The sequence below is a fragment of the Pseudomonas fluorescens genome, from assembly GCF_041354075.1.
Taxonomy (GTDB): domain Bacteria; phylum Pseudomonadota; class Gammaproteobacteria; order Pseudomonadales; family Pseudomonadaceae; genus Aquipseudomonas; species Aquipseudomonas fluorescens_CE.
The window spans coordinates 183,925-203,357 of record NZ_JARZGC010000010.1; the positions used below are offsets into that span (position 1 = coordinate 183,925).

The window sequence follows — 19,433 nt, forward strand, 5'->3', positions numbered from 1 at the left end:
TCTCCTAGGCTTCGCACGCTGTCGCGGCCGGGTTGTTCACCAGACGCTCGAGGGTGGTGCGATCCAATAGTTCGGTGTCCAATTTGATGTAAATCGCCGCTTCATCGGCAACGATCACTGCATCTGTTACCCCTACCACGGCCAAAAGGCGCTCGACCAGACCCGCTTCGCGGATCGCCTCGGGCGACAACGGCAAGCGCAGGCTCGTCACGTAGGGAGGTTCGCGCATGGTAACAGCAAAGGCCAGCCAGAGGGCAGCCAGACCGGCGCATCCAAGGAACACAACCGACAGGCCGCCGTGCTGGAACATCCAGCCGCCGAGGATCCCGCCCAGTGCCGATCCGAGGAACTGGCTGGTGGAATAAACCCCCATCGCCGTACCCTTGCCGCCCGCCGGTGAAACCTTGCTGATCAGCGATGGCAACGAAGCTTCCAGCAAGTTGAACGCGGTAAAGAACACCACCGTTCCGATCACCAGGGCCCGCAGGCTATCGCCGAACTGCCAGAAGAATAGCTCAGTGAGCATCAGCGTCAGCACGGCGCCCAATAAAACTCGTTTCATTTTGCGTTTCTTCTCGCCGTAGATAATGAACGGAATCATGGCGAAGAAGGAAATCAGCAGTGCAGTCAGGTAGACCCACCAGTGCTGCTCTTTGGGCAGCCCGGCTTTTTCGACCAAGGCCAGCGGCAATGCAACGAAGCTCGACATCAACATCGCATGCAACACAAAAATGCCCAGGTCCAGGCGCAGCAAGTCCGGGTGTTTGAGCGTGGGCATCAAGGCCTGGCGCGCGACGCCCGACTCACGGTGCTGCAACGGCCCGGCGGCACGCGGCACCATGAAAGCGACGATCAGGATGCCCACCAGGGCCATGCCACCCGTGGCGAGGAACAGCCCCGACAGACCGAAGGCACGGGTCAGCAACGGCCCCACCACCATCGCGACCGCGAACGAAAGGCCAATGGTCATGCCGATCATGGCCATGGCCTTGGTGCGATGCTGCTCGCGGGTCAGGTCCGACAGCAACGCCATCACCGCTGCGGAAATCGCCCCGGCGCCTTGCAGGATGCGTCCGGCGATAACGCCCCAGATCGAGTCGGCACTGGCGGCCAGCACGCTGCCGAGGGCAAAGACCACCAGCCCCAGGTAAATCACCGGACGACGGCCGATGCGGTCGGAAATGACACCAAAAGGAATCTGAAAAAGCGCCTGGGTCAGGCCGTAAGCGCCGATGGCCAGACCGATCAGGGCCGGGGTCGCGCCTGCCAGATCCATCCCATAGGTCGCCAGTACCGGCAACACCATGAACATGCCAAGCATACGGAAGGCGAACACCAGGGCCAGACCGCTTGCTGCGCGGGTCTCGCTACCACTCATGCGTTCGCTATGGGGATCGTGCATGGAAAAACCTCATGTGAACCGGCGGCGATTCTACCAGTCCCATCGATTGACAGGGTATCTCGCGACGCTTTGCCGCGTTCCGCTGACAGACTCTTCATGTAAGAGCGTAACCCACTCGTTTGATAGTGTGCATCCATCCAGTATTTGGCCGTATACTCCTACGTTTTCGACGCCCGCCGAGCGAGGCTATTTTGGACAAGATCCTGATTCGTGGGGCCCGAACCCACAACCTGAAAAACATCGACCTGACCCTGCCACGGGACAAGCTGATCGTCATCACCGGCCTGTCCGGCTCCGGTAAATCATCGCTGGCATTCGACACGCTGTACGCCGAAGGTCAGCGCCGTTACGTCGAGTCGCTGTCAGCCTATGCCCGGCAGTTTCTGTCGATGATGGAAAAACCGGACGTCGACACCATCGAAGGCCTGTCGCCCGCCATTTCCATCGAACAGAAGTCGACCTCGCACAACCCGCGCTCGACCGTCGGCACCATCACCGAAATCTACGACTACCTGCGCCTGCTCTACGCCCGCGTGGGTATCCCGCGCTGCCCGGACCACGACATTCCACTGGAAGCGCAAACCGTCAGCCAGATGGTCGACCTGGTTCTCGCCCAGCCGGAAGGCAGCAAGCTGATGCTGTTGGCCCCGGTGATCCGCGAGCGCAAAGGTGAACACCTCTCGGTCTTCGAAGAGCTGCGCGCACAGGGGTTCGTGCGTGCCCGGATCAACGGCAAGCTGTACGAGCTGGACGAAGCGCCCAAGCTCGACAAGCAGAAAAAGCACACCATCGATGTCGTGGTCGACCGTTTCAAGGTCCGCGCCGACTTGCAGCAGCGCCTGGCCGAATCCTTCGAGACCGCGCTGAAACTGGCGGACGGTATCGCGCTGGTTGCGCCGATGGACGACGAGCCGGGCGAAGAGATGATCTTCTCCGCCCGCTTCGCCTGCCCGATCTGTGGCCATGCGATCAGCGAGCTGGAACCCAAGCTGTTCTCCTTCAACAACCCCGCCGGCGCCTGCCCGACGTGCGACGGTCTGGGGGTGAAGCAATTCTTCGACATCAAGCGACTGGTCAATGGTGAACTGACCCTGGCCGAGGGCGCGATTCGCGGCTGGGACCGGCGCAACGTCTATTACTTCCAGATGCTTGGCTCACTGGCGTCGCACTACAAATTCAGTCTGGAGAAGCCCTTCAACGAGTTGTCGGCCGAGCAGCAAAAACTGCTCCTGCAGGGCAGCGGTTCGCAGAATGTCGACTTCAAGTACCTCAACGACCGGGGCGACATCGTCAAACGCTCGCACCCGTTCGAAGGCATCGTGCCCAATCTGGAGCGACGCTACCGCGAAACCGAATCGGCCTCTGTACGTGAGGAACTGGCGAAGTTCCTCAGTACCCAGCCCTGCCCGGATTGCCGTGGCACCCGTCTGCGGCGCGAGGCGCGGCACGTCTGGGTGGGAGAGAAGAACCTGCCGGCGGTGACCAACCTGCCGATTGGCGATGCCTGCGACTATTTCGGCGTATTGAAGCTGACCGGTCGTCGCGGCGAAATCGCCGACAAGATCCTCAAGGAAATCCGTGAGCGCCTGCAGTTCCTGGTCAATGTCGGCCTCGACTACCTGTCCCTGGACCGCAGCGCCGATACGTTGTCAGGCGGTGAAGCGCAGCGCATTCGCCTGGCCAGCCAGATCGGCGCCGGTCTGGTGGGTGTGTTGTACATCCTCGACGAACCGTCCATCGGCCTGCACCAGCGTGATAACGATCGGCTGCTGGGCACGCTCAAGCACCTGCGCGACATCGGCAACACGGTGATCGTGGTCGAGCACGACGAAGATGCCATCCGCCTGGCGGACTATGTGGTGGATATCGGGCCGGGCGCTGGCGTACATGGGGGCAGCATCGTCGCCGAAGGCACGCCGGCCGAAGTCATGGCTCACCCCGATTCGCTGACCGGCAAGTACCTGTCCGGCCGGGTGAAAATCGAAGTGCCGGCCAAGCGCACGCCGCGCAACAAGAAGCTGTCGCTGTCTCTGAAGGGTGCACGTGGCAACAACCTGCGCAACGTCGACCTGGATATCCCGATTGGCCTGCTGACCTGCGTGACCGGGGTTTCCGGCTCAGGCAAGTCGACGCTGATCAACAACACGCTGTTTCCGCTGAGCGCCACCGCCCTCAACGGGGCAACCACGCTTGAAGCAGCGGCGCACGACAGCATCAAGGGCCTGGAACACCTGGACAAGGTCGTCGACATCGACCAGAGCCCGATCGGCCGCACCCCGCGCTCCAACCCGGCGACCTATACCGGTTTGTTCACGCCGATTCGCGAGCTGTTCGCCGGCGTGCCGGAATCCCGTTCGCGCGGTTATGGCCCGGGGCGTTTCTCCTTCAACGTGAAGGGCGGACGCTGCGAGGCCTGCCAGGGCGATGGCCTGATCAAGGTTGAAATGCACTTCCTGCCGGACATCTATGTTCCGTGCGATGTGTGCAAGAGCAAGCGCTACAACCGCGAAACCCTGGAGATCAAGTACAAGGGCAAGAGCATCCACGAAACCCTCGAAATGACCATCGAGGAAGCCCGGGAGTTCTTCGATGCGGTTCCGGCGCTGGCGCGCAAGCTGCAGACGTTGATGGACGTCGGCCTGTCGTACATCAAGCTGGGGCAATCGGCGACCACACTGTCGGGTGGTGAGGCGCAGCGGGTGAAACTGTCCCGGGAGTTGTCCAAGCGCGACACCGGCAAGACCCTGTACATCCTCGATGAGCCGACCACCGGCCTGCACTTCGCGGACATCCAGCAACTGCTCGACGTGTTGCATCGCCTGCGTGACCACGGCAACACCGTCGTGGTCATCGAGCACAACCTGGACGTGATCAAGACGGCCGACTGGCTGGTGGACCTGGGGCCGGAAGGCGGCTCCAAGGGTGGCCAGATCATCGCCGTGGGCACACCGGAAGAAGTCGCCGAGATGAAGCAGTCTCACACCGGCTTCTATCTCAAGCCTTTGCTGGAACGTGACAGGGCCTGAATCGGCGCCATGAAAAAGCCCCTGTCACTTTGTCGGTGACAGGGGCTTTTTTATCGCCGCTGCAATCAGGCGTGGGATTGCAGGTAGTTTTCGATACCGATCAACTTGATCAGACCCAACTGCTTCTCGAGCCAGTAGGTGTGGTCTTCCTCGGTGTCGTTCAACTGAACGCGCAGGATCTCGCGACTGACATAGTCATTGTGCAACTCGCAAAGCTGGATGCCCTTGCAGAGCGCGGCGCGGACCTTGTATTCCAGGCGCAGGTCGGATGCGAGCATGTCAGGTACCGAGGTGCCGACGTCGACGTCGTCGGGACGCATGCGTGGCGTGCCTTCCAGCATCAGGATCCGGCGCATCAGCGCGTCGGCGTGGCCGGCTTCCTCTTCCATCTCGTGGTTGATTCGTTCGTAGAGCTTGGTGAATCCCCAGTCCTCATACATCCGCGAGTGAACGAAATATTGGTCACGCGCGGCGAGTTCGCCGGTCAGCAACGTGTTGAGGTAATCGATTACGTCTGGGTGGCCTTGCATCGCCCTACATCTCCCTGCTTGAAAGTCTGTAGTTTGAACCAACCTGACCGCAAGGTCACTCACTAGAGGCAATAAAATCGAAGATATTCTGAGAAAAGCAGCCTAAATAACGCAAAAACCGCCCAAATGAGGGCGGTTCTGCTTCTCGTTTAGACTTAGTTAAGCTGTACGCCCAACGCCTTTGCGATTGCTTCTCCGTACGCTGGATCAGCCTTGAAGAAGTGCTGCAGCTGACGATCGACCACATCAGCGGAGACCCCGGCCATTGCACCGGCGATATTGCTGACCAGCAGGGACTTCTGCGCATCGCTCATCAGCCGGAACAAGGCGCCAGCGTGGCTGTAGTAGTCAGTGTCCTCGCGATGATCGTAGCGATCGGCCACACCGCTGAGCTTGAGTGCCGGTTCGGCATAGCGCGGCGCCTGCTTCGGCGATTCCACGTAGCTGTTTGGTTCATAGTTCGGTGCGGCGCCGCCGTTGCTGCCAAACGCCATGGAGCCGTCGCGCTGGTAGCTGTTGACCGGACTGCGAGGCGCATTCACCGGCAATTGCTGGTGGTTGGTGCCCACACGGTAGCGATGCGCATCGGCGTAAGCGAACACGCGCCCCTGCAGCATGCGATCCGGTGACAGGCCGACACCCGGTACCATATTGCTCGGGCCGAAGGCGGCTTGCTCCACTTCAGCGAAGTAGTTCAGCGGATTACGGTTGAGCTCGAGCTCGCCCACTTCGATCAGCGGGAACTCTTTCTGCGACCAGGTCTTGGTCACGTCGAACGGGTTTTCATAATGCGCCTCAGCCTGGGCCTCGGTCATGATCTGGATGCAGACACTCCATTTCGGGAAATCGCCGCGTTCGATCGCTTCGAACAGATCACGCTGGGCGTAATCCGGATCAGTGCCGGCCAGACGCGCGGCTTCTGCCGGAGCGAGGTTCTTGATCCCTTGCTTGGTCTTATAGTGCCACTTCACCCAGTGACGCTCACCGCCCGCGCTGATCAGGCTGTAGGTGTGGCTACCGAAGCCGTGCATATGCCGGTATCCGTCAGGAATGCCGCGATCGGAGAACAGAATGGTGACCTGGTGCAAGGCCTCAGGGGAGTGCGACCAGAAATCCCACATCGCCTGAGCGCTCTTCAGATTGCTTTGCGGCAGCCGCTTCTGGGTGTGGATAAAGTCCGGGAACTTGAGCGGGTCACGAATGAAGAATACCGGCGTGTTGTTGCCAACGATGTCCCAGTTGCCTTCCTCGGTGTAGAACTTCAGCGCGAAGCCACGTGGATCGCGCTCGGTGTCGGCCGAGCCACGCTCACCACCGACCGTGGAAAAACGCAGGAATGTCGGCGTCTGCTTGCCAACCGATTCGAACAATTTGGCGCTGGTGTATTCGGTGATGTCCCGTGTCACGGTGAACGTGCCGTAGGCACCCGAACCCTTGGCGTGGACACGACGTTCCGGAATGTTCTCGCGGTTGAAATGCGCGAGTTTTTCCAGCAAATGGAAGTCGTCGAGGAGCAGCGGACCGCGAGGGCCGGCGGAGCGGGAATTCTGGTTATCGGCGACAGGAGCGCCACTGGCGGTGGTGAGTATTTTATTCTGGCTCATGCGATCTCTTCCTCTTCAGTCTTAACTACCGGCTAATCGGCTGAGAGGGAGTATTGATCAGAAATGTTACACCTACAAATTCATTAAGACATGGTTGTCGATAGAAAGAATCTAATGTAATAACAGGGCGACAAACTTTTCGACCGCCCACAAAAAACCGGGCACTAGGCCCGGTTTCCTGTTTCAGACTGACGCCTTACTCAGCGGATACAGCTTCACCGCCGACAGCACGATCAACCAACTCGACGTACGCCATAGGCGCGTTGTCGCCAGCGCGGAAACCGCACTTGAGGATGCGCAGGTAGCCACCCTCACGGGTAGCGTAACGCTTGCCCAGGTCGTTGAAGAGCTTACCAACGATAGCTTTCGAACGAGTACGGTCGAAAGCCAGACGGCGGTTAGCAACGCTGTCGATCTTGGCCAAAGTGATCAGCGGCTCGGCAACGCGGCGCAGTTCTTTGGCTTTTGGCAGTGTAGTTTTGATCAGCTCGTGCTCGAACAGCGACACCGCCATGTTTTGAAACATGGCCTTGCGGTGCGAGCTGGTGCGGCTCAGGTGACGACCACTTTTACGATGACGCATGGTTCATTCCTTACCAAACACAACGTTCGGTGATTACGACGATCAGGCAGTCGCCTTGTCGTCCTTCTTAAGACTTGCAGGCGGCCAGTTGTCGAGGCGCATGCCGAGGGACAGACCGCGGGAGGCCAGAACGTCCTTGATTTCAGTCAAGGATTTCTTGCCCAGGTTCGGAGTCTTCAACAGCTCTACTTCGGTACGCTGAATCAGGTCGCCGATGTAGTAGATGTTTTCCGCCTTAAGGCAGTTGGCCGAACGTACAGTCAGTTCCAGATCGTCAACCGGGCGAAGCAGGATCGGATCGATCTCGTCTTCCTGCTCGACAACCACAGGCTCACTGTCACCTTTGAGGTCGACGAACGCAGCCAACTGCTGTTGCAGAATGGTTGCAGCACGACGGATAGCCTCTTCAGGATCCAGGGTACCGTTGGTTTCCAGATCAATAACCAGCTTGTCCAGGTTGGTACGCTGTTCGACACGGGCGTTTTCCACCACGTATGCGATACGGCGAACCGGGCTGAACGAAGAGTCGAGCTGCAAGCGACCAATGCTGCGGCTTTCGTCTTCATCGCTCTGACGCGAGTCTGCCGGTTCATAACCACGACCACGAGCTACGGTGAGCTTCATGTTCAGGGCGCCGTTAGACGCCAGGTTAGCGATTACGTGATCGGGGTTAACGATCTCGACATCATGATCCAGCTGAATATCGGCAGCGGTAACCACCCCCGAACCCTTCTTCGACAAGGTCAGCGTAACTTCGTCACGACCGTGCAGCTTGATAGCCAGACCTTTAAGGTTCAACAGGATTTCAATTACGTCTTCCTGTACGCCTTCGATGGCGCTGTACTCGTGGAGTACACCGTCAATCTCGGCCTCGACTACTGCACAGCCGGGCATTGAGGACAACAGGATGCGGCGCAGCGCGTTGCCCAGGGTGTGGCCGAAACCACGCTCGAGAGGCTCGAGAGTGATCTTGGCGCGGGTTGGACTGACAACCTGCACATCAATATGGCGTGGTGTCAGGAACTCATTTACCGAAATCTGCATGGATGCACCTATTTTCTAGCCCTTACTTGGAGTAGAGCTCGACAATCAGGCTTTCGTTGATGTCGGCGGACAGATCACTGCGAGCTGGAACGTTCTTGAAAACGCCCGACTTCTTCTCAGTGTCTACTTCTACCCATTCTACGCGGCCACGTTGGGCACACAGATCGAGAGCTTGGACAATGCGAAGTTGGTTTTTTGCCTTCTCGCGAACAGCGACCACGTCACCAGCACGAACCTGGTAGGACGGAACGTTAACGGTTTTGCCGTTTACGCTGATCGACTTGTGCGATACCAGCTGACGGGATTCGGCACGAGTCGAACCAAAGCCCATACGGTATACAACGTTGTCCAGACGGCATTCGAGCAGTTGCAACAGGTTTTCGCCAGTTGCACCTTTCTTGCCAGCAGCTTCTTTGTAGTAGCCGCTGAATTGACGCTCGAGAACGCCGTAGATACGACGGACCTTCTGCTTTTCACGCAGTTGGGTGCCGTAGTCGGACTGGCGACCGCGGCGTTGGCCGTGGATACCAGGTGCTGCTTCAATGTTGCACTTCGATTCGATCGCGCGCACGCCGCTCTTCAGGAAGAGATCGGTGCCTTCGCGACGAGCGAGTTTGCATTTTGGACCAATGTAACGAGCCATTCTTTACAATCTCCTGGATTACACGCGGCGCTTCTTCGGCGGACGGCACCCGTTGTGCGGGATTGGCGTCACGTCGGTGATGCTGGCGATCTTGTAGCCACAGCCGTTCAAAGCACGAACTGCAGATTCACGACCTGGGCCTGGACCTTTGACGTTGACGTCGAGGTTTTTCAGACCGTATTCCAGCGCAGCTTGACCAGCACGCTCAGCAGCTACTTGAGCAGCGAACGGGGTGGACTTGCGGGAACCGCGGAAACCCGAACCACCGGAGGTAGCCCAGGAAAGAGCGTTACCTTGACGGTCGGTGATGGTCACGATTGTGTTGTTAAAAGAAGCATGGATGTGGGCGATGCCATCAACCACTGTCTTTTTAACTTTTTTACGAGGACGAGCAGCAGGTTTTGCCATGATTAAATTCCTGTCGATTCGCTGGGGCGATTACTTGCGGATCGGCTTACGCGGACCTTTACGGGTACGCGCGTTGGTCTTGGTACGCTGACCGCGTACTGGAAGACCACGACGATGACGCAGACCGCGATAGCAACCGAGGTCCATCAAGCGCTTGATTTTCATGTTGATTTCGCGACGCAGGTCACCTTCAGTGGTGAACTTCGCCACTTCGCCACGCAGCTGTTCAATTTGCTCGTCGCTCAGATCCTTGATCTTTGCGGCTGGGTTTACCCCAGTCTCTGCACAGATTTTCTGCGCAGTTGTGCGACCAACACCATAGATGTAGGTCAGCGAGATAACAGTATGCTTGTTATCTGGAATGTTGACGCCTGCAATACGGGCCATTCAGTGGGACTCCAATTGACAGCTACCTACGCCCCGGAAGCCAAGAAATAGGGCGCGAGATAATATCGCTGTAATAACAAATAATCAACCCGGTAGCGCACTAGCTACCGGGCTTGAAGCACAATCACACTCAGCCTTGGCGCTGTTTGTGACGCGGTTCCGCGCTGCAAATTACTCGAACAACACCTTCGCGGCGAATAATCTTGCAGTTACGGCACAGCTTTTTCACCGATGCACGAACTTTCATCACCAACTCCTCGAACCTTATGGGTACTCAGCGCAGCATGCCGCTGCCGTAGCCCTTCAGGTTGGCTTTCTTCATCAGGGATTCGTACTGGTGCGAAACGAGGTGCGATTGTACTTGGGACATGAAGTCCATCACAACCACGACGACGATCAGCAACGAGGTCCCGCCAAGGTAGAACGGTACGTTTGCCGCAACCACCAGGAACTGGGGCAACAGGCACACGGCCGTCATGTAAAGAGCACCGAACATGGTCAAGCGAGTCAGAACGCCATCAATGTAGCGCGCAGACTGCTCACCTGGACGGATACCCGGAATAAAGGCACCGGACTTCTTCAGGTTTTCCGCTACGTCTTTCGGATTGAACATCAACGCCGTATAGAAGAAGCAGAAGAAAATAATCCCTGCACTAAACAGCAGAATATTCAATGGCTGACCAGGAGCGATCGACTGCGAGATGTCCTGCAACCAGCCCATACCTTCGGACTGACCAAACCAGGCACCCAACGAAGCCGGGAACAGCAAAATGCTGCTCGCGAAAATGGCCGGAATAACACCGGCCATGTTCACCTTCAGCGGCAAGTGGCTTGTCTGCGCAGCAAAAACCTTGCGGCCCTGCTGACGCTTGGCGTAGTGAACAGCGATACGACGCTGACCACGCTCAATGAACACCACAAAACCGATAATCGCTACTGCCAGCAAACCGATGGCAACCAGGGCGAAAATATTGATATCACCCTGACGCGCAGACTCGAAAGACTGCCCGATCGCTCTCGGAAGACCGGCAACGATACCCGAAAAAATCAACATCGAGATACCGTTGCCAACACCACGCTCAGTAATCTGCTCACCCAGCCACATCATGAACATCGCGCCAGCCACAAACGTGGATACCGCAACGAAATGGAAGCCAAAGTCACCAGTGAACGCAACGCCCTGCCCTGCCAGACCAATGGACATGCCAATTGCCTGAACGAGAGCGAGGACGACAGTGCCGTAGCGGGTGTACTGGCTGATCTTGCGACGGCCAGCTTCACCTTCCTTCTTCAACTGCTCCAGCTGCGGGCTGACGGCGGTCATCAGCTGCATGATGATCGATGCCGAAATGTACGGCATGATCCCCAGTGCAAAGATGCTCATCCGTTCCAGCGCGCCGCCGGAAAACATGTTGAACAAGCTAAGAATGGTCCCCTCATTCTGTCGAAACAGGTCCGCGAGTCGGTCCGGGTTGATACCTGGAACCGGGATGTGTGCGCCTATTCGGTAGACGATAATCGCCAGGAACAGAAAACGCAGACGAGCCCAGAGTTCAGACATACCGCCTTTGCCGAGCGCAGAGAGAGCACCTTGCTTAGCCATTTATTCCTCGAACTTGCCGCCAGCTGCTTCGATAGCCGCACGCGCACCTTTGGTGGCGCCGATTCCCTTTCCGATGGTTACAGCGCGAGTCACTTCACCGGACAGCATGATTTTCACGCGCTGTACGTTGACGTTGATCACGTTGGCATCTTTCAAGGACTGCACGGTGACGATGTCGCCTTCCACTTTAGCCAGCTCGGACAGACGCACTTCTGCGCGGTCCATGGCTTTCAGGGAAACGAAACCGAACTTCGGCAGGCGACGATGCAGCGGCTGTTGACCGCCTTCAAAGCCTGGAGCAATGGTGCCACCGGAGCGGGAGGTCTGACCTTTGTGGCCACGGCCACCGGTCTTGCCCAAACCACTACCGATACCACGGCCCGGACGATGCTTTTCGCGACGGGAACCCGGCGCTGGACTCAGATCATTGAGTTTCATCGATTAACCCTCGACACGCAGCATGTAGTAAGCCTTGTTGATCATCCCGCGATTCTCGGGAGTATCCTGGACTTCTACAGTGTGACCGATGCGACGCAGACCCAGACCCTTAACGCACAGTTTGTGGTTAGGGATACGGCCGGTCATGCTTTTGATCAGCGTTACTTTAACGGTAGCCATGATCAGAAGATCTCCTTGACGCTTTTGCCACGCTTGGCAGCAATGGACTCAGGAGATTGCATAGCCTTCAGACCCTTGAAAGTGGCGTGAACCACGTTTACAGGGTTAGTCGAGCCATAGCACTTGGCCAGAACGTTCTGAACGCCAGCAACTTCGAGAACGGCACGCATAGCGCCGCCAGCGATGATACCGGTACCTTCAGAAGCAGGCTGCATGTACACCTTCGAAGCGCCGTGAGCGGACTTCATCGAGTACTGCAGCGTGGTGCCGTTCAGATCAACCTGGATCATGTTGCGGCGAGCAGCTTCCATTGCCTTCTGGATCGCAGCAGGCACTTCACGCGACTTGCCACGGCCGAAGCCAACACGCCCTTTACCATCACCCACCACGGTCAACGCGGTGAAAGTGAAGATACGGCCGCCTTTAACGGTTTTGGCTACGCGGTTAACTTGAACCAGCTTCTCGATGTAGCCTTCGTCGCGCTTTTGGTCGTTATTTGACATAACTTAGAACTCCAGCCCAGCTTCACGAGCAGCATCAGCCAGCGCCTTGACGCGGCCGTGGTACTTGAAGCCAGAGCGGTCGAAAGCCACCTGCGAGACGCCAGCGGCTTTTGCACGCGTAGCGACCAGCTGGCCAACCTTAGTGGCCGCGTCGATGTTGCCAGTGGCACCATCACGCAGTTCTTTGTCCAAAGTCGAGGCACTTGCCAGGACTTTGTTGCCGTCGGCCGAAATGACCTGGGCGTAGATGTGCTGCGACGAGCGGAACACGCAGAGACGCACGACTTCGAGTTCGTGCATTTTCAGGCGTGCTTTGCGAGCGCGACGCAGTCGAGTAACTTTTTTGTCGGTCATTTGCTATGCCCTACTTCTTCTTGGCTTCTTTACGACGGACGACTTCGTCCGCGTAGCGCACACCTTTGCCTTTGTACGGCTCTGGTGGACGGAAGTCGCGGATCTCGGCGGCCACTTGACCTACCAGCTGCTTGTCGATGCCCTTGATCAGGATATCGGTCTGGCTAGGAGTCTCAGCGGTGATGCCTTCCGGCAGTTCATAATCCACTGGGTGCGAGAAGCCAAGAGCCAGGTTCAGCACTGTGCCTTTTGCTTGCGCTTTGTAACCAACACCGACCAGCTGGAGCTTGCGCTCGAAGCCTTGGCTTACGCCCTGGACCATGTTGTTTACCAACGCACGAGTGGTACCGGCCATTGCGCGAGTTTGTTGATCGCCATTGCGAGCAGCGAAACGCAGCTCACCAGCTTCTTCAACGATCTCAACGGACGAATGGACGTTCAGTTCGAGAGTGCCCTTGGCACCCTTCACCGAAAGCTGTTGGCCTGCGAATTTGACTTCGACACCGGCTGGCAGCTTAACGGGGTTCTTAGCGACGCGAGACATGCTTATCCCCCCTTAGAACACAGTGCAAAGAACTTCGCCGCCGACACCGGCAGCGCGCGCAGCACGATCAGTCATCACACCCTTGTTGGTGGAGACGATAGACACACCGAGACCGCCACGAACTTTTGGCAGATCATCGACGGACTTGTACTGACGCAGGCCTGGACGGCTGACGCGCTTCACTTCCTCGATGACCGGACGGCCTTCGAAGTACTTCAGCTCGATGGACAGCAGTGGCTTGATTTCGCTGCTGATCTGATAACCCGCAATGTAACCTTCGTCCTTCAGGACTTTGGCAACAGCTACCTTCAAAGTAGAAGACGGCATGCTTACGACGGACTTTTCAGCCATCTGGGCATTACGGATTCGAGTTAGCATGTCCGCTAACGGGTCCTGCATACTCATGGGCTAGATGCTCCTAATACACAAAAAATTAGCCTTGCGGCTACTACGTGTCGCCGAATACAACCGCGCAAAAAAAAGCACGGGCTCAGGCGAGCCGGGTATTCTAGACACACCCCACAAATGAATCAAGCCCCAAAAGGGGCTTGATTCAAGTTCAAGGTCACCGGTGGTCAGGATCTTGCAATCCTGGCCACCCTGACATTGAAGGTGCTTACCAGCTGGCTTTAACCAGACCTGGAACGTCACCACGCATTGCTGCTTCACGCAGTTTGTTACGGCCCAGGCCGAACTTGCGGTAAACGCCGTGCGGACGACCAGTCAGGCGGCAACGGTTACGCATGCGCGAAGCGCTTGCGTCACGTGGTTGCTTCTGCAGAGCTACGGTAGCTTCCCAACGCGCTTCTGGACTTGCGTTCAGGTCGACGATGATAGCTTTCAGCGCTGCACGCTTGGTGGCGTACTTGGCAACGGTGAGCTGACGCTTCAGCTCACGGTTTTTCATGCTCTTCTTGGCCATTTTCCTACTCCAATCAGTTGCGGAACGGGAATTTGAAAGCACGCAGCAGAGCGCGGCCTTCATCATCGTTCTTGGCAGTGGTGGTCAGGGTAATGTCCAGACCGCGGAGAGCATCGATCTTGTCGTAGTCGATTTCCGGGAAAATGATCTGCTCTTTAACGCCCATGCTGTAGTTGCCACGACCATCGAAGGACTTGGCATTCAGGCCGCGGAAGTCGCGAACCCGAGGCAGGGAGATCGACAGCAGACGATCCAGGAACTCGTACATACGCTCACGGCGCAGGGTCACTTTGACGCCGATCGGCCATCCTTCACGGACTTTAAAGCCAGCGATGGATTTACGAGCGTAGGTCACAACGACTTTCTGGCCGGTGATCTTTTCCAGGTCAGCAACAGCGTGCTCGATGACTTTTTTGTCGCCGATCGCTTCGCCCAGACCCATGTTCAGGGTGATCTTGGTAACGCGCGGAACTTCCATCACGTTCGAAAGCTTAAGTTCTTCCTTAAGTTTCGGAGCGATTTCCTTCCGGTAAAGCTCTTTTAGTCGTGCCATGGTCTTCTACCTAGCAGTGTTCAAGCATCAACCGCTTTTTGGGTCGACTTGAAGACACGAATTTTCTTACCGTCTTCTACTTTGAAACCAACGCGGTCAGCCTTGTTGGTTTCGCCATTGAAGATGGCGACGTTGGAAGCGTGCAGTGGCGCTTCTTTCTCGACGATACCGCCTTGTACGCCCGACATCGGGTTAGGCTTGGTATGGCGCTTGACCAGGTTCAGACCACCAACAACCAGACGGTTGTCAGCAAGAACCTTCAGCACCTTACCGCGCTTACCTTTGTCTTTGCCGGCGATCACGATGATCTCGTCGTCACGACGAATCTTTTGCATGTCGGATCTCCTTACAGCACTTCTGGGGCGAGCGAGACGATCTTCATGAACTTCTCAGTACGAAGTTCACGGGTCACTGGCCCAAAGATACGGGTGCCGATCGGCTCTTGCTTGTTGTTCAGAAGAACAGCAGCGTTGCCATCAAAGCGGATAATGGAGCCATCAGCACGACGTACGCCGTGACGAGTGCGGACTACAACAGCAGTCATCACTTGGCCTTTTTTCACTTTACCGCGAGGAATTGCTTCCTTGACGGTAACCTTGATGATGTCACCGATACCAGCGTAACGACGATGGGAGCCACCCAGCACCTTGATGCACATAACGCGGCGAGCGCCACTGTTATCGGCCACATCGAGCATGGATTGAGTCTGAATCATATAATTTCTCCGACCCCTAGTCCTTAGACTTCCACAGCGCGTTCGAGAACATCAACCAGCGCCCAAGACTTGGTCTTGGCCAAAGGACGAGTTTCACGAATAGTGACTTTGTCGCCGATGTGGCACTGATTGGTTTCGTCGTGCGCGTGCAGCTTAGTCGAACGCTTAACGTATTTACCGTAGATCGGGTGCTTAACGCGACGCTCGATCAGTACGGTGATGGTTTTGTCCATCTTGTCGCTGACAACACGGCCAGTCAGCGTACGGACAGTCTTTTCGGCTTCAGCCATGATCACTTACCTGCCTGCTGGTTGAGCACAGTCTTCACGCGAGCGATGTCACGCTTAACTTGCGAGAGCAGATGCGACTGCCCCAACTGGCCAGTTGCTTTCTGCATGCGCAGATTGAACTGGTCGCGCAGCAAGCCGAGCAGTTGCTCGTTCAGCTGCTGTGCGGATTTTTCACGAAGTTCATTCGCTTTCATCACATCACCGTCCGTTTAACAAAGGAGGTGGCGAGCGGCAGCTTTGCAGCAGCCAGGGCGAAAGCCTCACGCGCCAGCTCTTCAGAAACACCCTCGATTTCATACAGGACTTTGCCTGGCTGAATCTGGGCAACCCAGTATTCGACGTTACCCTTACCTTTACCCATCCGAACTTCGAGTGGCTTCTTGGAAATAGGCTTGTCCGGGAATACACGGATCCAGATCTTGCCGCCACGTTTCACGTGACGGGTCAGAGCACGACGCGCTGACTCGATCTGACGAGCGGTGAGACGACCACGAGCAACAGACTTCAGCGCGAACTCGCCGAAGCTGACTTTGCTACCGCGCAACGCCAGACCACGGTTGTGGCCGGTCATCTGCTTGCGGAACTTCGTACGCTTTGGTTGCAACATTTGGCGTACCCCTTACTTAGCAGCTTTTTTACGAGGCGCTGGTGCTTGTGGTTTCAGTTCTTCTTGGCGACCACCAATTACTTCGCCTTTGAAGATCCAAACCTTTACACCGATCACACCGTAAGTGGTGTGAGCTTCGTAGTTGGCATAGTCGATGTCGGCACGCAGGGTGTGCAGTGGCACACGACCTTCGCGATACCATTCAGTACGTGCGATTTCAGCACCGCCGAGACGACCGCTCACTTGGATTTTGATGCCTTTGGCACCAATGCGCATGGCGTTCTGTACTGCGCGCTTCATAGCGCGACGGAACATTACACGACGCTCCAGCTGCTGAGCTACGCTCTGCGCAACCAGCATACCGTCGAGCTCCGGCTTGCGGATCTCTTCGATATTGATGTGCACAGGCACACCCATTTGCTTGGTCAGGTCCTGACGCAGCTTCTCAACATCTTCACCTTTCTTCCCGATAACGATACCTGGACGAGCGGTGTGGATGGTGATGCGTGCAGTTTGAGCCGGACGATGGATATCGATACGGCTTACGGACGCGCTTTTTAGTTTGTCTTGGAGATACTCACGCACATTCAGATCTGCGAGCAAATAGTCCGCATAAGTCCGACCGTCTGCGTACCAGACGGAGGTGTGCTCCTTGACGATTCCCAGGCGAATGCCAATGGGATGTACTTTCTGACCCATCTCTTCGACTCCGTTACTTGTCAGCAACCTTGACAGTGATATGGCAAGACCGCTTGACGATGCGATCAGCACGGCCTTTGGCACGTGGCATGATGCGCTTCAGCGAACGCCCTTCGTTGACGAAAACGGTGCTGACCTTCAGGTCATCAACGTCTGCGCCTTCGTTATGCTCGGCGTTGGCTACGGCCGACTCCAGCACTTTTTTCATGATCTCGGCGGCTTTCTTACTGCTGAAAGCCAACAGGTTGAGCGCTTCGCCCACCTTCTTCCCGCGGATCTGGTCGGCGACCAAGCGGGCTTTCTGGGCGGAGATTCGAGCGCCCGACAACTTAGCGGCTACTTCCATTTCCTAACCCCTTAACGCTTGGCTTTCTTGTCAGCCACGTGCCCGCGATAGTTACGGGTACCGGCGAACTCGCCCAGTTTGTGGCCGACCATGTCTTCGTTCACGAGAACTGGGACGTGCTGACGACCGTTGTGTACTGCGATGGTCAGACCGACCATTTGTGGCAGGATCATCGAACGACGCGACCAGGTTTTCACCGGTTTGCGATCATTCTTTTCCGCCGCCACTTCGATCTTCTTCAGTAGGTGAAGATCGATAAAAGGACCTTTTTTCAGAGAACGTGGCACTGTCGTATCCCTCTATTTACTTGCGACGACGGACGATCATTTTGTCGGTACGCTTATTACCACGAGTCTTCGCGCCCTTAGTCGGGAAGCCCCATGGCGATACCGGATGACGACCACCAGAGGTACGACCTTCACCACCACCATGTGGGTGGTCAACCGGGTTCATGGCAACACCACGAACGGTTGGGCGAACGCCACGCCAGCGTTTGGCACCAGCTTTACCCAGCGAACGCAGGCTGTGCTCGGAGTTCGAGACTTCGCCCAGGGTCGCACGGCATTCAGCCAGCACTTTACGCATCTCACCAGAACGCAGACGCAGGGTCACGTAGACACCTTCACGAGCGATCAGCTGAGCCGAAGCACCAGCGGAACGAGCGATCTGAGCGCCTTTACCTGGCTTCAATTCGATGCCGTGTACGGTGCTACCAACTGGAATGTTGCGCAGCTGCAGAGCGTTGCCCGGCTTGATCGGTGCCAGAGCACCTGCGATCAGCTGGTCGCCAGCGCTCACGCCTTTAGGGGCGATGATGTAGCGACGCTCGCCATCTGCGTACAGCAGCAGAGCGATGTGAGCAGTACGGTTTGGATCGTATTCGATACGCTCGACAGTGGCAGCGATGCCATCTTTGTCGTTGCGACGGAAGTCGACCAGACGGTAATGCTGCTTATGACCACCACCAACGTGACGCGTGGTAATGCGGCCATTGTTGTTACGACCACCAGACTTCGATTTTTTCTCGAGCAGCGGTGCGTGAGGAGCGCCTTTATGCAGCTCCTGGTTGACCACCTTGACCACAAAACGGCGGCCAGGGGAAGTCGGTTTGCATTTAACGATTGCCATGATGCACCCCTTCCTTACTCAGCACTGCTGCTGAAATCGAGATCTTGGCCTGGCTGAAGGGAGATAACTGCCTTCTTCCAGTCATTACGCTTGCCCAGACCGCGAGCAGTGCGCTTGCTCTTACCCAGAACATTCAGGGTAGTAACACGCTCTACTTTCACGCTGAACAGGCTTTCGACGGCCTTCTTGATTTCCAGCTTGGTTGCATCAGTAGCAACCTTGAAAACGAACTGGCCTTTCTTGTCTGCCAGAACCGTAGCCTTCTCGGAAACGTGCGGGCCAAGCAGAACTTTAAATACGCGTTCCTGGTTCATCCCAGCAGCTCCTCGAATTTCTTCACGGCCGACACGGTGATCAACACCTTGTCGTATGCGATCAGACTAACTGGATCGGAACCTTGCACGTCACGTACATCAACGTGTGGCAGGTTGCGAGCAGCCAGGTACAGGTTCTGATCAACAGCGTCCGACACGATCAGAACGTCGGTCAGGCTCATGTTGTTCAGTTTGCCCAGCAGGTCTTTGGTTTTCGGGGTTTCAACAGCGAAATCCTGAACCACAACCAGACGATCAGTACGCACCAGCTCAGCAAGGATGGAACGCATTGCTGCGCGGTACATCTTCTTGTTCAGCTTCTGAGAGTGATCCTGAGGACGAGCTGCAAAAGTGGTACCGCCGCCACGCCAGATTGGGCTACGGATAGTACCGGCACGAGCACGGCCAGTACCTTTCTGACGCCATGGGCGCTTGCCGCCACCGGAAACGTCGGAACGGGTCTTTTGCTGCTTGCTACCCTGACGGCCGCCAGCCATGTAGGCCACGACTGCTTGGTGAACCAGCGTCTCGTTGAATTCGCCGCCAAATGTCAGTTCGGAAACTTCGATCGCTTGAGCGTCATTTACATTTAATTGCATGTCAGCTTCCC

At 56.7% G+C, this 19,433-nt stretch carries 30 protein-coding genes; 1 reads left to right on the forward strand and 29 read right to left on the reverse strand.

Features of this window, described 5'->3' with window-relative positions; genetic code table 11:
• Window positions 1–4: 4 nt before the first annotated feature.
• Complete coding sequence (locus QIW53_RS15650) at window positions 5–1,402, reverse strand: MFS transporter (protein WP_371050529.1); 1,398 nt, start codon at window positions 1,400–1,402, stop codon at window positions 5–7.
• 191 nt (window positions 1,403–1,593) lie between these two features.
• On the opposite strand from QIW53_RS15650, the gene uvrA reads away from it, so the two are divergent.
• Window positions 1,594–4,428, forward strand: a complete 2,835-nt coding sequence (gene uvrA, locus QIW53_RS15655) for an excinuclease ABC subunit UvrA (RefSeq protein WP_371050530.1) — start codon at window positions 1,594–1,596, stop codon at window positions 4,426–4,428.
• 65 nt (window positions 4,429–4,493) lie between these two features.
• Here the strand turns inward: uvrA and bfr are convergent, their stop codons facing one another.
• The 28 genes from bfr to rplD all read right to left on the reverse strand — a co-directional run bounded on the left by bfr (window position 4,494) and on the right by rplD (window position 19,422).
• Window positions 4,494–4,958, reverse strand: a complete 465-nt coding sequence (gene bfr / locus QIW53_RS15660) for a bacterioferritin (RefSeq protein ID WP_371050531.1) — start codon at window positions 4,956–4,958, stop codon at window positions 4,494–4,496.
• 155 nt (window positions 4,959–5,113) lie between these two features.
• Window positions 5,114–6,562, reverse strand: coding sequence for a catalase (locus tag QIW53_RS15665; RefSeq protein ID WP_371050533.1), 1,449 nt, complete (start codon window positions 6,560–6,562; stop codon window positions 5,114–5,116).
• 196 nt (window positions 6,563–6,758) lie between these two features.
• Window positions 6,759–7,145: a 50S ribosomal protein L17 gene (gene rplQ / locus QIW53_RS15670; protein WP_192309350.1), complete on the reverse strand. Its 387-nt coding sequence runs from the start codon at window positions 7,143–7,145 to the stop codon at window positions 6,759–6,761.
• A 42-nt stretch (window positions 7,146–7,187) separates the two neighbouring features.
• Complete coding sequence (locus QIW53_RS15675) at window positions 7,188–8,189, reverse strand: DNA-directed RNA polymerase subunit alpha (RefSeq protein WP_003186012.1); 1,002 nt, start codon at window positions 8,187–8,189, stop codon at window positions 7,188–7,190.
• Window positions 8,190–8,211: 22 nt separating this feature from the next.
• On the reverse strand, window positions 8,212–8,832 hold the full coding sequence (gene rpsD, locus QIW53_RS15680; RefSeq protein ID WP_122852423.1) for a 30S ribosomal protein S4: 621 nt from the start codon (window positions 8,830–8,832) through the stop codon (window positions 8,212–8,214).
• Between the two features lie 18 nt (window positions 8,833–8,850).
• Window positions 8,851–9,240, reverse strand: coding sequence for a 30S ribosomal protein S11 (rpsK, locus tag QIW53_RS15685; RefSeq protein ID WP_002555466.1), 390 nt, complete (start codon window positions 9,238–9,240; stop codon window positions 8,851–8,853).
• Between the two features lie 30 nt (window positions 9,241–9,270).
• Complete coding sequence (gene rpsM / locus QIW53_RS15690; protein WP_009045849.1) at window positions 9,271–9,627, reverse strand: 30S ribosomal protein S13; 357 nt, start codon at window positions 9,625–9,627, stop codon at window positions 9,271–9,273.
• Between the two features lie 130 nt (window positions 9,628–9,757).
• Entirely contained in the window at window positions 9,758–9,874 is a 117-nt protein-coding gene (gene rpmJ / locus QIW53_RS15695; RefSeq protein WP_002555468.1) for a 50S ribosomal protein L36, read from the reverse strand.
• Window positions 9,875–9,901: 27 nt separating this feature from the next.
• On the reverse strand, window positions 9,902–11,230 hold the full coding sequence (gene secY, locus QIW53_RS15700; RefSeq protein ID WP_003228718.1) for a preprotein translocase subunit SecY: 1,329 nt from the start codon (window positions 11,228–11,230) through the stop codon (window positions 9,902–9,904).
• Complete coding sequence (gene rplO, locus QIW53_RS15705) at window positions 11,231–11,668, reverse strand: 50S ribosomal protein L15 (RefSeq protein ID WP_003228720.1); 438 nt, start codon at window positions 11,666–11,668, stop codon at window positions 11,231–11,233.
• A gap of 3 nt (window positions 11,669–11,671) precedes the next feature.
• Window positions 11,672–11,848: a 50S ribosomal protein L30 gene (gene rpmD / locus QIW53_RS15710; protein WP_003176408.1), complete on the reverse strand. Its 177-nt coding sequence runs from the start codon at window positions 11,846–11,848 to the stop codon at window positions 11,672–11,674.
• 2 nt (window positions 11,849–11,850) lie between these two features.
• Complete coding sequence (gene rpsE, locus QIW53_RS15715) at window positions 11,851–12,351, reverse strand: 30S ribosomal protein S5 (RefSeq protein ID WP_371050534.1); 501 nt, start codon at window positions 12,349–12,351, stop codon at window positions 11,851–11,853.
• 3 nt (window positions 12,352–12,354) lie between these two features.
• Window positions 12,355–12,705 (reverse strand): 50S ribosomal protein L18, encoded by a 351-nt coding sequence (gene rplR / locus QIW53_RS15720; protein WP_003186037.1) that lies wholly within the window; start codon window positions 12,703–12,705, stop codon window positions 12,355–12,357.
• 10 nt (window positions 12,706–12,715) lie between these two features.
• Window positions 12,716–13,249, reverse strand: a complete 534-nt coding sequence (rplF, locus tag QIW53_RS15725; RefSeq protein ID WP_025129400.1) for a 50S ribosomal protein L6 — start codon at window positions 13,247–13,249, stop codon at window positions 12,716–12,718.
• Window positions 13,250–13,261: 12 nt separating this feature from the next.
• Window positions 13,262–13,654 (reverse strand): 30S ribosomal protein S8, encoded by a 393-nt coding sequence (gene rpsH, locus QIW53_RS15730; protein WP_003186040.1) that lies wholly within the window; start codon window positions 13,652–13,654, stop codon window positions 13,262–13,264.
• Window positions 13,655–13,865: 211 nt separating this feature from the next.
• On the reverse strand, window positions 13,866–14,171 hold the full coding sequence (rpsN, locus tag QIW53_RS15735; RefSeq protein WP_003228726.1) for a 30S ribosomal protein S14: 306 nt from the start codon (window positions 14,169–14,171) through the stop codon (window positions 13,866–13,868).
• Between the two features lie 13 nt (window positions 14,172–14,184).
• Window positions 14,185–14,724 (reverse strand): 50S ribosomal protein L5, encoded by a 540-nt coding sequence (gene rplE, locus QIW53_RS15740; RefSeq protein ID WP_192309352.1) that lies wholly within the window; start codon window positions 14,722–14,724, stop codon window positions 14,185–14,187.
• Window positions 14,725–14,744: 20 nt separating this feature from the next.
• A complete protein-coding gene (gene rplX / locus QIW53_RS15745) occupies window positions 14,745–15,059 on the reverse strand; it encodes a 50S ribosomal protein L24 (protein WP_003186046.1) in 315 nt (104 codons plus the stop codon).
• Between the two features lie 11 nt (window positions 15,060–15,070).
• On the reverse strand, window positions 15,071–15,439 hold the full coding sequence (gene rplN / locus QIW53_RS15750; protein ID WP_002555479.1) for a 50S ribosomal protein L14: 369 nt from the start codon (window positions 15,437–15,439) through the stop codon (window positions 15,071–15,073).
• A 23-nt stretch (window positions 15,440–15,462) separates the two neighbouring features.
• Window positions 15,463–15,729 carry a 30S ribosomal protein S17 gene (gene rpsQ / locus QIW53_RS15755; protein WP_003176419.1) on the reverse strand — a complete coding sequence of 89 codons (267 nt, stop codon included), beginning with the start codon at window positions 15,727–15,729 and terminating at the stop codon, window positions 15,463–15,465.
• Window positions 15,730–15,731: 2 nt separating this feature from the next.
• Window positions 15,732–15,923, reverse strand: coding sequence for a 50S ribosomal protein L29 (gene rpmC, locus QIW53_RS15760; protein ID WP_002555481.1), 192 nt, complete (start codon window positions 15,921–15,923; stop codon window positions 15,732–15,734).
• Entirely contained in the window at window positions 15,923–16,336 is a 414-nt protein-coding gene (rplP, locus tag QIW53_RS15765; RefSeq protein WP_003228729.1) for a 50S ribosomal protein L16, read from the reverse strand. The genes rpmC and rplP overlap by 1 nt, the downstream gene beginning before the upstream one ends.
• 12 nt (window positions 16,337–16,348) lie before the next feature.
• The gene (rpsC, locus tag QIW53_RS15770; protein ID WP_007970424.1) at window positions 16,349–17,035 is read right to left on the reverse strand and encodes a 30S ribosomal protein S3; all 687 of its coding nucleotides are present in this window, start codon (window positions 17,033–17,035) and stop codon (window positions 16,349–16,351) included.
• A 13-nt stretch (window positions 17,036–17,048) separates the two neighbouring features.
• Window positions 17,049–17,381, reverse strand: a complete 333-nt coding sequence (gene rplV, locus QIW53_RS15775) for a 50S ribosomal protein L22 (RefSeq protein WP_003103908.1) — start codon at window positions 17,379–17,381, stop codon at window positions 17,049–17,051.
• An 11-nt stretch (window positions 17,382–17,392) separates the two neighbouring features.
• The gene (rpsS, locus tag QIW53_RS15780; RefSeq protein WP_085585806.1) at window positions 17,393–17,668 is read right to left on the reverse strand and encodes a 30S ribosomal protein S19; all 276 of its coding nucleotides are present in this window, start codon (window positions 17,666–17,668) and stop codon (window positions 17,393–17,395) included.
• Between the two features lie 16 nt (window positions 17,669–17,684).
• Window positions 17,685–18,509: a 50S ribosomal protein L2 gene (gene rplB / locus QIW53_RS15785; protein ID WP_007924198.1), complete on the reverse strand. Its 825-nt coding sequence runs from the start codon at window positions 18,507–18,509 to the stop codon at window positions 17,685–17,687.
• 14 nt (window positions 18,510–18,523) lie between these two features.
• On the reverse strand, window positions 18,524–18,823 hold the full coding sequence (gene rplW / locus QIW53_RS15790; protein ID WP_002555488.1) for a 50S ribosomal protein L23: 300 nt from the start codon (window positions 18,821–18,823) through the stop codon (window positions 18,524–18,526).
• Window positions 18,820–19,422, reverse strand: a complete 603-nt coding sequence (rplD, locus tag QIW53_RS15795) for a 50S ribosomal protein L4 (protein ID WP_007924200.1) — start codon at window positions 19,420–19,422, stop codon at window positions 18,820–18,822. The genes rplW and rplD overlap by 4 nt, the downstream gene beginning before the upstream one ends.
• Between the last annotated feature and the right edge of the window lie 11 nt (window positions 19,423–19,433).